Annotated in this window: 15 protein-coding genes; 8 read left to right on the top strand and 7 right to left on the bottom strand. The window is 72.4% G+C overall.

Annotated features, from left to right (window positions below; genetic code table 11):
• Window positions 1-17 precede the first annotated feature (17 nt).
• Entirely contained in the window at window positions 18-1,106 is a 1,089-nt protein-coding gene (locus J2X46_RS12685; RefSeq protein ID WP_310250990.1) for an aminotransferase class I/II-fold pyridoxal phosphate-dependent enzyme, read from the top strand.
• Between the two features lie 52 nt (window positions 1,107-1,158).
• Here the strand turns inward: J2X46_RS12685 and J2X46_RS12680 are convergent, their stop codons facing one another.
• Entirely contained in the window at window positions 1,159-2,160 is a 1,002-nt protein-coding gene (locus J2X46_RS12680) for an NAD(P)H-dependent glycerol-3-phosphate dehydrogenase (protein ID WP_310250986.1), read from the bottom strand.
• Entirely contained in the window at window positions 2,157-2,930 is a 774-nt protein-coding gene (locus tag J2X46_RS12675) for a lysophospholipid acyltransferase family protein (protein WP_310250983.1), read from the bottom strand. Before J2X46_RS12675 ends, J2X46_RS12680 begins: the two co-directional genes overlap by 4 nt.
• A 136-nt stretch (window positions 2,931-3,066) precedes the next feature.
• On the opposite strand from J2X46_RS12675, the gene cofC reads away from it, so the two are divergent.
• Window positions 3,067-3,741 (top strand): 2-phospho-L-lactate guanylyltransferase, encoded by a 675-nt coding sequence (gene cofC / locus J2X46_RS12670; protein WP_310250981.1) that lies wholly within the window; start codon window positions 3,067-3,069, stop codon window positions 3,739-3,741.
• A gap of 29 nt (window positions 3,742-3,770) precedes the next feature.
• Here the strand turns inward: cofC and J2X46_RS12665 are convergent, their stop codons facing one another.
• The 3 genes from J2X46_RS12665 to leuC form a co-directional block, all read right to left on the bottom strand.
• Entirely contained in the window at window positions 3,771-4,439 is a 669-nt protein-coding gene (locus tag J2X46_RS12665) for an HU family DNA-binding protein (RefSeq protein WP_310250978.1), read from the bottom strand.
• A gap of 116 nt (window positions 4,440-4,555) precedes the next feature.
• Complete coding sequence (gene leuD, locus J2X46_RS12660; RefSeq protein WP_310250975.1) at window positions 4,556-5,155, bottom strand: 3-isopropylmalate dehydratase small subunit; 600 nt, start codon at window positions 5,153-5,155, stop codon at window positions 4,556-4,558.
• A gap of 3 nt (window positions 5,156-5,158) precedes the next feature.
• Window positions 5,159-6,565, bottom strand: a complete 1,407-nt coding sequence (leuC, locus tag J2X46_RS12655) for a 3-isopropylmalate dehydratase large subunit (protein ID WP_310250973.1) — start codon at window positions 6,563-6,565, stop codon at window positions 5,159-5,161.
• Window positions 6,566-6,642: 77 nt separating this feature from the next.
• Here leuC and J2X46_RS12650 point away from each other — a divergent pair, with 77 nt between their 5' ends.
• Both J2X46_RS12650 and J2X46_RS12645 read left to right on the top strand, forming a co-directional pair.
• Window positions 6,643-7,365, top strand: a complete 723-nt coding sequence (locus J2X46_RS12650; RefSeq protein WP_090972091.1) for an IclR family transcriptional regulator — start codon at window positions 6,643-6,645, stop codon at window positions 7,363-7,365.
• A 215-nt stretch (window positions 7,366-7,580) separates the two neighbouring features.
• Window positions 7,581-8,159 carry a TIGR03086 family metal-binding protein gene (locus tag J2X46_RS12645; protein ID WP_310250968.1) on the top strand — a complete coding sequence of 193 codons (579 nt, stop codon included), beginning with the start codon at window positions 7,581-7,583 and terminating at the stop codon, window positions 8,157-8,159.
• 142 nt (window positions 8,160-8,301) lie between these two features.
• Here the strand turns inward: J2X46_RS12645 and J2X46_RS12640 are convergent, their stop codons facing one another.
• Together J2X46_RS12640 and J2X46_RS12635 are read right to left on the bottom strand one after the other, a co-directional pair.
• Entirely contained in the window at window positions 8,302-8,784 is a 483-nt protein-coding gene (locus tag J2X46_RS12640; protein WP_310250965.1) for a methylated-DNA--[protein]-cysteine S-methyltransferase, read from the bottom strand.
• Window position 8,785: 1 nt separating this feature from the next.
• Window positions 8,786-10,264, bottom strand: coding sequence for an AlkA N-terminal domain-containing protein (locus J2X46_RS12635; RefSeq protein ID WP_310250962.1), 1,479 nt, complete (start codon window positions 10,262-10,264; stop codon window positions 8,786-8,788).
• Between the two features lie 180 nt (window positions 10,265-10,444).
• Between J2X46_RS12635 and aqpZ the strand changes: the two genes are divergently transcribed.
• The 4 genes from aqpZ (at window position 10,445) to J2X46_RS12615 (ending at window position 13,865) form a co-directional block, all read left to right on the top strand.
• Window positions 10,445-11,185 (top strand): aquaporin Z, encoded by a 741-nt coding sequence (aqpZ, locus tag J2X46_RS12630; protein WP_310250960.1) that lies wholly within the window; start codon window positions 10,445-10,447, stop codon window positions 11,183-11,185.
• A 69-nt stretch (window positions 11,186-11,254) separates the two neighbouring features.
• Window positions 11,255-11,779: a PadR family transcriptional regulator gene (locus J2X46_RS12625; protein ID WP_310250958.1), complete on the top strand. Its 525-nt coding sequence runs from the start codon at window positions 11,255-11,257 to the stop codon at window positions 11,777-11,779.
• Entirely contained in the window at window positions 11,776-12,459 is a 684-nt protein-coding gene (locus tag J2X46_RS12620) for an ABC transporter ATP-binding protein (RefSeq protein ID WP_310250955.1), read from the top strand. The genes J2X46_RS12625 and J2X46_RS12620 overlap by 4 nt, the downstream gene beginning before the upstream one ends.
• Window positions 12,456-13,865, top strand: a complete 1,410-nt coding sequence (locus J2X46_RS12615) for an FtsX-like permease family protein (protein ID WP_310250952.1) — start codon at window positions 12,456-12,458, stop codon at window positions 13,863-13,865. The genes J2X46_RS12620 and J2X46_RS12615 overlap by 4 nt, the downstream gene beginning before the upstream one ends.
• Window positions 13,866-13,871 lie beyond the last annotated feature (6 nt).

The raw sequence follows: 13,871 nt of genomic DNA, 5'->3' as shown, positions 1-13,871 counted from the left end.
CACCTACGCTGGCGCGCATGGCTGCAGACTCACCCCTCAGGCCCTCCACGCCGGCCCTCTCCACGATTGCCGTGACCGCCGGTCGCCCCGACAAGGTGCCCGACGCCCCGCTCAACACGCCGATCACGATGGCCGCGACCTACGTCGCCGGCGGCGACGTGGAGTACGGCCGCTACGGCAACCCGACCTGGACCGCGCTCGAGGACGCCCTCGGTGCGCTGGAGGGCGGCCGCTGCCTGACCTTCGCGTCCGGGCTGGCGGCCGTCGCGACGGTGCTCGACCTGGTCGGCACCGATGGCAAGGTCGTCGCCCCCAAGCACGCCTACACCGGCACGGTCATGCAGCTCGCCGACCTCGAGGCGCGCGGCCGGCTGCGCGCCGAGCTGGTCGACATCACTGACACCGACGCCGTGATCGCGGCGTGCGACGGCGCGGCGCTGGTGTGGCTGGAGTCGCCCACCAACCCGGCGCTCGAGATCGCCGACATCCCCGCCATCACCGCCGCCGCGCACGAGGCCGGTGCCTACGTCGTGGTCGACAACACCTTCGCCACTCCCCTGCTCCAGCGCCCGCTCGAGGACGACGTCGACCTCGTGGTGCACTCCGCGACGAAGTACCTCGCCGGCCACTCCGACGTACAGATGGGGGCGATCGTCACCCGCGACGACGAGCTGCACGGCGTGCTGAAGAACCGCCGCGACCTCGTCGGCGCGATCCCCGGGCCGTTCGAGGCGTGGCTGACGCTGCGCGGCCTGCGCACCCTGCACCTGCGCGTCGAGCGGGCGCAGGCCAACGCGCAGGAGCTGGTACGACGCCTCGCCGAGCACCCGGCGCTCTCCGAGGTCCGCTACCCCGGCTTCGGTGGCATCGTCAGCATCGTGCTCGCCCAGGGCGAGATGGCCGCCGACCTGCTCAGCCGCAAGACCCGGCTCTGGATCCACGCGACGTCGCTCGGCGGCGTCGAGTCGAGCCTGGAGCGCCGTCGCCGCTGGAAGTCGGAGGCCGCGACCATCCCCGACGGCCTGGTCCGCCTCTCCGTCGGCATCGAGGACGTCGACGACCTCTGGGACGACCTCCGCACCGCGCTGGACGGGTGCGTCGGCTAGCAGCCTTGGTTTCGACACGGTCGCTGCGCGACCTGCTCAACCAGCGGAGGGCTCAGTCGGTTTCAGCTTTCGTGTCGCGCGCGATGAAGGAGTTCATCATGTCCTGCGCCGTCATGCGGCCGTCGACGACGGCGTCGACCGCCTCGGCGATGGGGGCGTCGACGCCGGTCTGCTGGGCGAGGGCGAGGAGGGACTTGCAGGACTTGGCGCCCTCGGCGACCTGGCGGGTGGAGGCGTAGATCTCCTCCGTCGTCATGCCTTGGCCGAGGCGCTCGCCGAACGTTCGGTTGCGCGAGAGCGGCGAGGAGCAGGTGGCGACGAGGTCACCGAGACCGGCCAGGCCCATCAGGGTCAGCGGGTTGGCGCCCTGGGCCGTGGCGAGGCGGGCGGTCTCGGCGAGGCCGCGGGTGATCACCGACGCGGTCGTGTTGTCTCCGAAGCCGAGCCCGACGGCCATGCCGACCGCGAGCCCGACGACGTTCTTGTAGGCACCGCCGATCTCGCAGCCGAGGACGTCGACGGACGTGTAGGGCCGCCACGACGGGCCGTGGGTGATCGCCTGGATGTGCTTGGCGCGCTCCTCGTCGAGGCACGCGACCACGGAGGCGGCGGGCTCGCGACGCGCGATCTCGCGGGCCAGGTTGGGACCGCTGACGACGGCGATCCGGCGGGGGTCGGCGTCGGTGACCTCCTGGATCACCTCGCTCATCCGCATCAGCGAGCCGAGCTCGACGCCCTTCATCAGTGAGACCAGCGTCGACTTCTCCGGCAGGATCGGCGCCCAACTCGTGAGGTTCTCGCGCAGGCTCTGCGACGGGACGGTCAGCACGACGACGTCGGCGTCGGCCGCGACCTGCTCGGGGTCGGTGGACGCACTGATCGACGGCGGCAGCTCGATGCCCGGCAGGTAGTCGGTGTTCTCGCGGCGCTCGTTGATCGCTTCCACCACGTCGTCGCGGCGCGCCCAGAGGGACACGTCGTTGCCCGCGTCGGCCAGGACCAGCGAGAAGGCGGTGCCCCACGATCCGGCGCTGAACACTGCGATCTTCGTCATCGGCTGCGCTTCCTCCTGCTCTTGGTGTCGTTGGGGTTGCCCGTCTCCCGTACGCCGCGCTGGCGCGGGTCGAAGCGCTCGGCCGGGGCGGTGCCCCCGCGGAGGTCCTCGACGAGCCCGGTGATGGCGCTCATGATCCGCTCGGTCGCCTGGGCTGTGGCGTCCGGGGTGTGCGGCCCGGCGACGAGGTCGTCGAGCGGCACGGGGTCGCCGGCTTTCATCACGACGTTCTTGCGCGGCACCAGGTGCGGTGTCTTCGTGTAGGGCGGGAGCACCTCCTGCGCACCCCACTGGCCGACCGGGATCACCGGACACCCGGTGGCCAGGGCGATCCGGGCGGCGCCGGTCTTGCCCTTCATCGGCCACAGGTCGGGGTCACGGGTCAAAGTGCCCTCCGGGTAGACGATGATGCACTCGCCATCGCCCACCGCCTTCACCGCGGCGTCGTAGGCCCCGATGGCGTTACGGCTGAGCCGCTCGACCGGGATCTGGCCTGCGGACTTCAGGAAGCCGCCGAGGTACTTGTTGGTGAAGAGGCCCGACTTCGCGAGGTAGCGCGGCAGCCGACCGTGGTCGTAGACGAAGTGCGCCGACAGCAGCGGGTCGACGTGGGAGATGTGGTTGATCGCGATGATGCAGCCGCCGGATGCCGGGATCTTCTCACCGTCGATCCAGGTGCGTGAGGTGGCGGCGAGCAACGTCGGCTTCAGGATCGACGCCGCGACGGTGAACGCCCAGCCGCGTTTCCGCTCCAGCTTCCTGACGCGCACCCGTCACCTCTCCCGTTCCTCGTGCCGGCCCACTCGACGCGGGCGACGACGCTCCCTGCGTCGCGAGCAGGCTACTCGGTCCGATGGGCCCGGGGACCTCAGCGGCGCGCTGGTCTCGGATGGGAGGATCGAGGCGATGTCCAGCCCCCAGACCCCCGCTGCCACCCGCCCGCGCTGCGTCGTCGTCGTACCCGTGAAGCCGCCTGCGTTCGGCAAGTCCCGCCTCGTCGGGCTCACCGACGAGCAGCGCCGCGAGCTCGCCGAGGCGTTCGCCCTCGACACCGTCCAGGCAGCACTGTCGACCACCGGCGTGGAGGCCGTCCTCGTCGTCACCGACGACTTCCGGTTCGCCGCGACGGTCAGCGAGCTCGGCTGCGCGGTGATGCCCGACGGCGCCAGCGAGGACCTCAACGCGACCCTCGTGCAGGGCGCCGCCGAGTCCGTACGACGATGGCCTGAGGCCGTGCCGGTCGCGCTGTGTGCGGACCTGCCCGCGCTGCGTCCCGACGAGCTCGCCGTCGTGCTGGCGGAGGCCGCAGAGCTGGTCGCGGCTGGGCAGTCGGTCTTCGTGCGCGACCGCGCGGGCGTCGGCACGACGCTCTACGCCGCGCCTGCGGATCGGTTCGAGCCGGAGTTCGGCATCGACTCCGCTGCCCGGCACTCCGGCGCCGGCGCGATCGAGGTCGGGGCCGGCGCGACCAGTGTGCGTACGGACGTCGACGACTTCGCCGATCTGGGGGCGGCGCTCGTGACGGGCGTCGGGCCGCACACGTCGCGGGCAAGCGAAAGGCGGGCCACCCCCTCGGGGTGACCCGCCCTCGGATCGCAGCAGCTGCGGCGTCAGGACTTCTTCGCGGTCTTCTTGGCCGGAGCCTTCTTCGCGGGAGCCTTCTTCGCAGCGGTCTTCTTGGCCGGAGCCGCCTTCTTGGCCGGAGCCTTGGCAGCGGTGGTCTTCTTGGCCGGGGCCTTCTTGGCGGGAGCGGCCTTCTTGGCGGGAGCCGCCTTCTTCGCCGGAGCCTTCTTCGCAGCGGCCTTCTTGGCCGGAGCCGCCTTCTTCGCCGGGGCTGCCTTCTTGGCCGGCGCGGACTTCTTGGCGGCGGCGGTCTTGGCAGGAGCGGCCTTCTTCGCCGGCGCGGACTTCTTGGCCGTGGCACCGGTGACGGCAGCAGCCGCGGCGCGGACGCTGGCGGGCGGCTTGGGCATGGTGGCCGCGGTCAGCTTCGGCAACTTCTTCGCACCGGAGATGACGTCCTTGAGCTCCTTGCCCGCGGAGAACTTCGGCACGGACTTCTTCTTGGACTTGATCCGCTCACCCGTCTGCGGGTTGCGGACCCAACGGGCGTTGCGCACGGCCTTCTCGAAGGAGCCGAAGCCGGTGATCGCCACCTTCTCGCCCTTGGCCACCTCGCGCGTGATGGTGTCGAGGACCGACTCCAGTGCGTGGGCCGCCTGCTTGCGGTTCCCCTCGTAACGCGCCGCGAGCGCGTCGATGAGCTCTGACTTGTTCACTAGCTTCCCTTCCAATGAACCTTGGATGCCGAGCTCGTGCTCGGCCCTCTGCTGGGCACGCTAGGCACATGGAAGGGTGACCACAATCACCATCGCCCTTATTTTCTGGGGTTTTTTCAGAGTGTGGCGGGCTTCCAGCTCGGTCGCGCGGCCTCGAAGGACGCGATGTCGTCCTCGTGGCCGAGGGTGATGCCGATGTCGTCGAGCCCCTCGAGGAGGCGCCAGCGGGTGTAGTCGTCGATGTCGAAGGAGTCCTCGATCGCGTCCTCGCCGGCGCCCGCGCGGACCGTACGGCTCTCGAGGTCGACGGTGATCTCGCCACCCGGGTTGTCGTCGAGCCAGTCCCACAGGCGCTGCACGACCTTCTCGTCGACCTGGGCCGCCAGCAGGCCGGCCTTGCCGGAGTTGCCGCGGAAGATGTCGGCGAAGCGCGAGGAGATGACGACCTTGAAACCGTAGTTCTGCAGGGCCCAGACGGCGTGCTCGCGCGAGCTGCCGGTGCCGAAGTCGGGACCGGCGACGAGCACCGACGCGGTGGCGTACGTCGGGTTGTTGAGGACGAACTCGGGGTCGTTGCGCCAGGCCGCGAACAGCCCGTCCTCGAAGCCGGTGCGGGTGACCCGCTTGAGGTAGACCGCCGGGATGATCTGGTCGGTGTCGACGTTGCTGCGCCGCAGCGGGACGCCGACGCCGGTGTGGGTCGTGAACGAGTCCATGGGTCAGACCTCCTGCAGGTCGGCGGGGCTGGAGAGCGTGCCGCGGATCGCGGTCGCAGCGGCGACGGGGACGGACACGAGGTGCGTACGTCCGCCCTTGCCCTGGCGGCCCTCGAAGTTGCGGTTGGACGTGGACGCGCTGCGCTCACCGGGCGCGAGCTGGTCGGGGTTCATGCCCAGGCACATCGAGCAGCCGGCGCCGCGCCACTCGGCGCCCGCGGCGGTGAAGACCTTGTCGAGGCCCTCGGCCTCGGCCTGGAGGCGTACGCGCACCGAGCCCGGCACCACCAGCAGACGGGTGTCGGCCGCGACGTGGCGACCCTCGAGGATCGACGCGGCGAGACGCAGGTCCTCGATGCGGCCGTTGGTGCACGAGCCGACGAAGACGGTGTCGACCTTGACCTCGCGCAGCGGGGTGCCGGCCTCGAGACCCATGTACTGGAGGGCCTTCTCGGTCGCGATCTTGTCGTTGGGCTCGTCGAAGTCGTCGGGGCTCGGCACGCTGGCGCCGAGCGGCGCGCCCTGGCCGGGGTTGGTGCCCCACGTGACGAACGGCGTCATGGTGGACGCGTCGAGCACGATCTCCTCGTCGAAGACCGCGTCGTCGTCGGTGCGCAGGGTCTTCCAGTGCGCGACGGCGGCGTCCCAGTCGGCGCCCTTCGGCGCCTCGGGCTTGCCCTCGATGTAGTCGAAGGTCGTCTGGTCGGGCGCGATCAGGCCGGCCTTCGCGCCCCACTCGATCGACATGTTGCAGACCGTCATCCGGCCTTCCATCGAGAGCTCCTCGATGGCCTGGCCGCGGTACTCGACGATGTAGCCCTGGCCACCGCCGGTGCCGGTGTGCGTGATGAGGGTGAGGACGAGGTCCTTGGCGGTGACGCCCTCGGGAAGCGTGCCGTTGACCGTGACGGCCATCGTCTTCGGGCGGGCCTGCGTCAGGGTCTGGGTGGCGAGGACGTGCTCGACCTCGGACGTGCCGATGCCGAAGGCGATCGCGCCGAAGGCGCCGTGCGTGGAGGTGTGCGAGTCGCCGCACACGATCGTCATGCCGGGCTGGGTGAGACCCAGCTGCGGGCCGACGACGTGGACGATGCCCTGCTCGACGTCGCCGAGCGGGTGCAGTCGCACGCCGAAGTCGGCGGCGTTCTTGCGCAGCGTCTCAACCTGGGTGCGGCTCACCGGGTCGGCGATCGGCTTGTCCCAGTCGACGGTCGGCACGTTGTGGTCCTCGGTGGCGAGGGTCAGGTCGGGCCGGCGGACGGTGCGGTTGGCGAGACGCAGGCCGTCGAAGGCCTGCGGCGAGGTCACCTCGTGGAGGAGGTGCAGGTCGATGAAGAGGAGGTCGGGCTCTCCGGCGGCGCTGCGGACGACGTGCTCGTCCCACACTTTCTCGGACAGGGTCTTGCCCACGACGAATCTCCTTCTGGTCTGGCGGTGTCTACGACCATAGGCTTGCATCCCACTCCCTGAGATGAGAATATCGGCATATGGACAACGGATCTGGCGTCGGCGTACTCGACAAGGCCGCCCTCGTGCTTGCTGCCCTCGAGGCAGGACCGGCCACCCTGGCCGGACTCGTCGCCGGGACGGGCCTGGCCCGACCCACCGCCCACCGCCTGGCCGTCGCCCTCGAGCACCACCGCCTCGTCGCCCGCGACATGCAGGGCCGCTTCGTGCTCGGTCCGCGCCTGGCCGAGCTCTCCGCCGCCGCTGGCGAGGACCGCCTCCTGGCCGCCGCCGGTCCGGTGCTCGCGCGACTGCGCGACATCACCGGCGAGTCCGCCCAGCTGTGGCGCCGCCAGGGCGAGCACCGCGTCTGCGTCGCCGCGGCCGAGCGCCCGTCCGGCCTGCGCGACACCATCCCGGTCGGCTCGCAGCTCACCATGAACGCCGGCTCCGCCGCGCAGATCCTGCTCGCGTGGGAGGACCCGGAGCGGATGCACCGCGGCCTGCAGAACGCCGCCTTCTCCGCCACCGCCCTCTCCGGCATCCGCCGCCGCGGCTGGTCGCAGTCGGTCGGCGAGCGCGAGCAGGGCGTCGCGTCCGTCTCCGCGCCGGTCCGCTCCCCCGGTGGCAAGGTCATCGCCGCCGTCTCGGTCTCCGGCCCCCTCGAGCGCCTCTCGCGCCAGCCCGGCCGGATGCACGCACCCGCCGTGCTCGCCGCCGCCGACCGGCTCTCGGAGTCGCTCCGCCGCGCTGCCTCGGAGTAGGCGGGGCCGTCGCCCGGGTGGCGGCACATCGCACCTCTGGCGGCCGCCCACCTGCGATCTGCCGCCACCCTGGCGGCGTACGACATCGGTCCCGGCCGTCGCGATGTCGCGAGCCGCCACCCTCGCGAGCCCGCCGCGACCCTGGCGGCGCGCGACATCAGCATGGTCCGAAGGGATGTCGTACGCCGCCACCCTCCGGTGGCACACTCGCGAGCATGCCTCCTGTCGACCTCCAGGCCGCGGGCGACGCCCTGCTCCACGTCGCCGACAGCATCACCGACGACCAGCTCGGCGACCCGACCCCGTGCGAGGGTCGGACGGTCAGCCAGCTGATCGGGCACCTCACCGGGCTGGTGGTGGCGTTCCGCGCCGCCGCCGACAAGGAGCTCGGCCCGCTCACCGACACGAGTCCCGACGCGTCCGGATGGCCGGAAGCTCCCGACGGGTGGCGCGAGGCCCTCGCCGAGCGGGTGCCTCCCCTGGTCGAGGCGTGGCGGCGACCCGAGGCCTGGGAGGGGATGACGCGCGCCGGCGGCGTCGACCTGCCCGGCGAGGTCGGCGGCCTGGTCGCGCTCGACGAGCTCGTGCTGCACGGCTGGGACCTGGCCCGCGCGACCGGCCAGTCGTACGACGCCGACGACCCGACCGCCGACGCGGTCATGCAGTTCGTCGGAGGCTTTGAGGAGACCGGCACCCCGGGACTGTTCGGACCGTCGGTCACCGCCGACACGGGCGCGTCGAGGTTCGAGCAGGTGCTGGCGCGCTCGGGACGCGATCCGCACTGGTCTGCGTAACCCGGGTCGGCGTCCCTTCGACGATCTTGACCATTGAAGGGATTTCGACGCGACCGTCGCGGCTTCGTCCCTCAGCCGCGGGTCTTGCTCAATCTGGCCGCGCCCACGTGCCGACCTCGTTCCTCGCTCGACACTGCGCGTCTCAGAACAGCGCGTCCTGCTCGAGCTCGAGGAGCTGCTGCTTGCGCTCCAGCCCGCCGGCGTACCCGGTGAGGGTGCCGTTGGCGCCGATGACGCGGTGGCACGGCACCACGATCGGGATCGGGTTGCGGCCGTTGGCCAGGCCGACGGCGCGCGAGGCCGCGTTGGTCATGCCGAGCCGCCCGGCGATCTCACCGTAGGACGCGGTCTCGCCGTAGGCGATCTTCTCGAGCTGGCTCCACACGCGACGCTGGAAGTCGGTGCCGACGGGCGCGAGCGGGAGGTCGAAGTCGGTGAGCTCGCGGCCGAAGTACGCCGTCAGCTGGCGCACCGCCTCGACGAGCACGGGTTCGTCGTCGGAGCGGGGTCCGAGCGGCCGTCCGTCGGCCGGCTGCCGGAACGGGGAGAACTCGATCGCCACGATCGAGCCGTCCCGCTCCACGATGCGCAGGTCGCCGATGGGCGAGGGCATCACGGTCCACATGTCAGTTCTCCTTGCTTCGGGTCAGAGTGTTCCAGAGGTGCACCTGGGCGTAGGACCGCCACGGGCGCCAGGTCTCGCTGAGCTCGGCGGCACGCGCGGGGTCCTGCCCCAGCCCGTGCAGCGCATCGCGGATGCCGATGTCGGTCGGCAGGAAGACGTCGGGGTGGCCGAGCGCGCGCAGCGCGATGTAGTCGGCCGTCCACGGGCCGATCCCCGGCAGCGCCAGCAGCGCGGCACGTACGTCGTCCCGGTCGGCGCCGCGGTCGAGCACGATGTCGCCGGCCGCCAGGGCGGCGCACATCCCGACGAGCGCCCGGCCACGTGCCCGCGGCATCGGCAGGGTCTCGGGGTCCTGCGAGGCGATCGCGGCGCTGGAGGGGAACAGGTGGGTCAGGCCAGGGACGTCGGTCTCGACGGGGTCGCCCCACTGCTCGACGAACCGGCCGGCGACCGTGCGCGCGCCGGCGACGCTGACCTGCTGGCCGAGCACCGCGCGGACGGCCACCTCCTCGCCGTCGACATGACCGGGGACGCGGAGGCCGGGAGCGCTGCGCACGACCGGACCGAGGACGTCGTCGTCACCCAGGGCCGCCGCCACCGCGACCGGGTCGCAGTCGGCGTCGAGGAGCCGGCGGGTGCGCTCGGAGGCAGCGCTCAGGTCGCGCAGGTCGCTCAGCGCGAACGTCGCCTCGGCGACCGCGGTCTCGCCGACGGTGTCGGAGTCGGGCAGCCGCAGCTCGAGGGTGCCGTGCCCGTGCGGGAGCCGCAGCGTGCGGGCGTAGACCCCGTCGTGGACGACCTCGACGCCCGGCACCGCACGAAGGGCGAGGAAGTCGAAGAGCGCCCGGCCGTCGTACGGCGTCCGGACCGGGAGCCGCATCGTCACGGTGCCGTGGGTCGGGACGCCCCCGCGTCGCCCGCGCAGCTCGGTCGGCGACGCGGCGTAGATCTCGCGCAGCGTCTCGTTGAACTGGCGCACGCTCGCGAAGCCCGCGGCGAAGGCCACGTCGGTGAGCGGAAGGTCGGTGGTCTCGATCAGCACCCGGGCGCTCTGCGCGCGGCGGGCCCGGGCCAACGACAGCGGCGTCGCACCGAGCTCCTGGGTGAGCAGCCGGCCGAGGTGACGCGGCGTGTAGCCGACCCGACGGGCCAGGCCGTCGACGCCCTCGCGATCCACCAGGCCGTCGGCGATCAACCGCATCGCCCGCCCGGCGACGTCGGCGGCGACGTCCCACTCCGGGCTGCCGGGCGTCGCGTCGGGCAGGCAGCGCTTGCAGGCGCGGTAGCCGGCGGCGTGGGCACTGGCCGCGGTCGCGTGGAAGGTCACGTTGGCGACCGCCGGCGTCCGGGCCGGGCAGGACGGCCGGCAGTAGATCCCGGTCGTCCGGACCGCGGTGTAGAACACCCCGTCGAAGCGCCGGTCGCGGCTCTGGACCGCGCGGTAGCAGGCCTCGGTGTCGAGGTGTCCGGTCGGTGTCATGGCTCAAGTCTGACCCCGGCCAGGTCGTCGTACCAGCGGAAAACGGACACGGCACGGAACGCGTGCGCTCCCGCTGGCGGACACATCTGCGGGCCGGGGATCTTCCCAGGCCGGCCGGCCCCTCGCCACACTCGAAGGGATCGGCCCCACTCCCGGGCCCGGACGACTCAGGAGGTCGTCATGGCAGCCGTTCCCAGCACCAGCAAGAAGCTCGCCGCGGAGTTCCTCGGCACCTTCGTCCTCGTCTTCGGCGGATGCGGCACCGCCGTCCTCGCCACGACCAACCCCGACGTCGGCGTCGGATGGCTCGGCGTCGCGCTCGCGTTCGGTCTGACCGTGCTCACCATGGCCTACGCCGTGGGCCACATCTCGGGCGGACACTTCAACCCGGCCGTCACCCTCGGGGCGGCCGCCGGGCGGCGGATCGCCTGGAGCGAGGTGCCGGCCTACATCGGCACCCAGCTGGTGGCGGGCATCGTCGCGGGTGCCTTGCTGCTGGTGGTCGCGAGTGGGCTCGACGGCTTCTCGGCCCAGGACAGCGGCTTCGCATCGAACGGCTACGGCGATCGCTCACCGATGGGCTACGGCCTCCTGGCCTGCCTCGTGATCGAGGTGCTGCTCACCGCGGTGTTCCTGTGGGTGATCCTCGGCTCGACCGACACCCGCGCACCCAAGGGCATGGCGCCGCTCGCCATCGGCCTCGCGCTGACGCTGATCCACCTGATCAGCATCCCGGTGACCAACACCTCGGTGAACCCGGCCCGCTCGATCGGTGTCGGCCTGTTCGCCGGTGGTGATGCGATCGCCCAGCTGTGGCTCTTCATCCTCGCGCCGGTCGTCGGGGGCCTGGTCGCCGGGTTCAGCTACGCGATGCTCCTCGGCGACGACGCGGTCGGCCTGCCGGAGGCCATGGAGGCCTAAGCCTCGTTCCACCGCCGCTCGTCGCCAGACTATTCATGGCGTGTATTCACACTGTGTATAGTTCAAGCCATGTCCGTCTCCCACGTCCTGCTCGGGATCCTGTCGGAGGGCGCCGCCCACGGCTACGACCTCAAGCGCATCCACGACGAGCGGTTCCCGGGCGCCAGACCGTTGGCGTTCGGCCAGGTCTACGCAGCCCTGGCGAAGCTGGAGAAGGACGGGCTGGTGGAGGTCGCCGAGACGCTCCGGGACGGGGGTCCGGAGCGCACGACGTACGCCATCACGCCGCTCGGCCGCGACGAGCTGGACACCTGGCTCGCTACGGCCGAGCGGGCCGGGCCCTACCCGGCCGACGACCTGGTCCGGAAGACCGTCACGGCGCTGCGCCTGGGCGCCGACGCTGCGGGCTTCCTGGACCGGCAACGCGGCGTGCACCTCGCCGCGATGAAGCACCAGCTCCACCTGCAGGACTCGACCGCCGACACGGCCGCGCGAATCGTCATCGACCACACGGTCTCCCACCTCGACGCAGAGCTGCGGTGGCTGGAGTCCGCCGCCGCCCGCGTCGCCGACGCCGGAAAGGCACCCGCATGACCCACCTGCTCGAGCTGCGCGGCGTGCACAAGTCCTATGCCCGCACCGAAGCCCTCCGGGGGGTCTCCCTCGACGTGCGTCCCGGCGAGGTCGTCGCGGTGAGCGGCCCGTCGGGGAGCGGGAAGTCGACGCTCCTCCACTGCGCCGCAGGCGTCCTGGCCCCGGAGGCGGGCTCGGTGAGGTTCGACGGGACGCGGCTCGACGAGCTCGACGAGGCTGCACGCACCCGGCTGAGGCGACGCGAGATCGGGCTGGTGCTGCAGTTCGGCCAGCTGGTGCCCGAGCTGACGGCCGTCCAGAACGCCGCGCTGCCGCTGCTGCTCGACGGCACGGACCGGCGGACGGCCCGGACGGCCGCGCTCGCCTGGCTCGAACGCCTCGGGGTGCCCGAGGTCGCCGACCAGGTGCCGGCAGAGCTGTCCGGTGGCGAGGCCCAGCGCGTCGCCGTGGCCCGCGCCCTGGTCACCGGACCGCGCCTGGTCTGCGCCGACGAGCCGACCGGCGCCCTCGACACGGTCGCCGGTGAGGTCGTCCTCACCCAGCTGCTGGCCGCGGTCCGCGACGCGGGCACCGCGCTGCTGGTGGTCACGCACGACAACCGGGTGGCAGCCCGCGCCGACCGCGAGGTCGTCCTGCAGGACGGCCGGCTCGCCAGCGGGCAGGCGGCGGTGACCCCGTGATCGAGCTCGACCTGGCCCTCGGCTCCTTCCGCGGCGGCGGACGAGCGCGCGCCCTCGCGATCGGGGCGTGCACGGCCGTCGTCACCGGTCTGCTGCTGGTCGCCGTCACGGTCGCGCAGTACGCCTCCGCCGACGTGCGAGTCATGCCCGACGGCACCGTCGTCTACCTGAGCTCCGGCGGCAACGTCGCCAACCTGCTCCGGGACGGAGGCGTGCGACCCGGCTACGCCTTCGCCCTCCTGCTGATCTGCCTGGTCCCGCTCACCCTGCTCCAGCAGGTGGTGCGACTCGGCACCGCGGCGCGCGAGCGCCGGCTCGCGGCGCTCCGGCTGGCCGGCGCCACCCCGCACCAGGTGCGCACCGTCGGCGCGTGGGAGGTCGGCCTGCCGGCGGTGCTCGGCGCAGTGCTCGGCTGGCCCGTCTACCTGGCCCTGCGCGCCCTGTTCGGCGTCTCTGCCGACACGTCGTGGGCCGGGGACATGGACGTCGCGCGCGAGCTGCGCATGGTCCCGGGGGACTCTCCCGCCTGGTGGCAGGTCGTGCTCGTCGTCCTCGCCGTCGGGCTGCTCGGCGTCCTCGCCGGCGCCCTGGCGTCCCGCACCGTCGTCGTGTCGCCCCTGGGCGTCGCGCGCGGCGCACGTCGTACGCCGCCGCGTGGGTGGGTGCCGGCGGTGTTCGTGGCTGCCGGGCTCTTCCTCTGCGGGCCGGTCTACGTGCCGTTCTTCGAGGCGTGGTGGGCCCAGCTCGGCGGGATGGTCGGCATCGCCCTGCTGGTGCTCGGCCTGCTGTCCGCGGCGCCGTGGCTCGCTTTCCGGGTGGGCGGGGCGCTTGCCGGGCGCACCTCGTCGCCCTCACTCCTGCTGGCATCGCGCTGGCTGGTGACGGACGCCCGCGCAGCCGGCCGCGCGGCCGCGGCGATCGGCGTCATCGCCCTGGTCTCGGGCGGAGCCTCGAGCCTGCTGGCCGATCTCCTGCGGACCTCGCGCTCCAGCGACCACGGCATCGACGCCATGTACTCGGTGCCCGTGGCACTCGTCTTCGCCGTGGTCCTCGTCGCACTGGTCGTGGCGACGTTCTCGCTCGTGGTCCACGGTGTCGAGTCCCTCACCGACCGACGCCGGTCGCTCTCGTCGCTGGCGGCCGAGGGCGTGCCCGTCACCGTGCTCGAGAACGCCCTGAGGTGGGAGGTCGGGCTCGCCGCGCTCCCGACCTCGGTCCTCGCCCTGGTCGGGGTGGGGGTGTTCGGCTCGCTGGCGATGACCGGCGACTTCGGGGCCGTGGTGGTGCAGGTCGGCCTCTCGGCGTTGACGCTCGCCCTCGTCTGGCTCGCGCTCGTCGCCTCGACCCGGCTGGTGCGCCCCTGGCTCCGGCGCGCCGCCGATCCGGCGAACCTGCGGACGACCTGAGCGACC

The sequence above is a fragment of the Nocardioides sp. BE266 genome, from assembly GCF_031457855.1.
Classification (GTDB): domain Bacteria; phylum Actinomycetota; class Actinomycetes; order Propionibacteriales; family Nocardioidaceae; genus Nocardioides.
Note: the sequence above shows the minus strand (reverse complement) of the source record. Positions and strands in the feature narration are given on the sequence as shown.

Coding starts and splice junctions, on each gene's coding strand:
- J2X46_RS12685 (WP_310250990.1), top strand. CDS start 18: ATGGCTGCAGACTCACCCCTCAGGCCCTCCACGCCGGCCCTCTCCACG.
- J2X46_RS12680 (WP_310250986.1), bottom strand. CDS start 2,160: ATGACGAAGATCGCAGTGTTCAGCGCCGGATCGTGGGGCACCGCCTTC.
- cofC (WP_310250981.1), top strand. CDS start 3,067: ATGTCCAGCCCCCAGACCCCCGCTGCCACCCGCCCGCGCTGCGTCGTC.
- leuD (WP_310250975.1), bottom strand. CDS start 5,155: ATGGACTCGTTCACGACCCACACCGGCGTCGGCGTCCCGCTGCGGCGC.
- J2X46_RS12650 (WP_090972091.1), top strand. CDS start 6,643: ATGGACAACGGATCTGGCGTCGGCGTACTCGACAAGGCCGCCCTCGTG.
- J2X46_RS12645 (WP_310250968.1), top strand. CDS start 7,581: ATGCCTCCTGTCGACCTCCAGGCCGCGGGCGACGCCCTGCTCCACGTC.
- J2X46_RS12640 (WP_310250965.1), bottom strand. CDS start 8,784: ATGTGGACCGTGATGCCCTCGCCCATCGGCGACCTGCGCATCGTGGAG.
- J2X46_RS12635 (WP_310250962.1), bottom strand. CDS start 10,264: ATGACACCGACCGGACACCTCGACACCGAGGCCTGCTACCGCGCGGTC.
- aqpZ (WP_310250960.1), top strand. CDS start 10,445: ATGGCAGCCGTTCCCAGCACCAGCAAGAAGCTCGCCGCGGAGTTCCTC.
- J2X46_RS12625 (WP_310250958.1), top strand. CDS start 11,255: ATGTCCGTCTCCCACGTCCTGCTCGGGATCCTGTCGGAGGGCGCCGCC.
- J2X46_RS12620 (WP_310250955.1), top strand. CDS start 11,776: ATGACCCACCTGCTCGAGCTGCGCGGCGTGCACAAGTCCTATGCCCGC.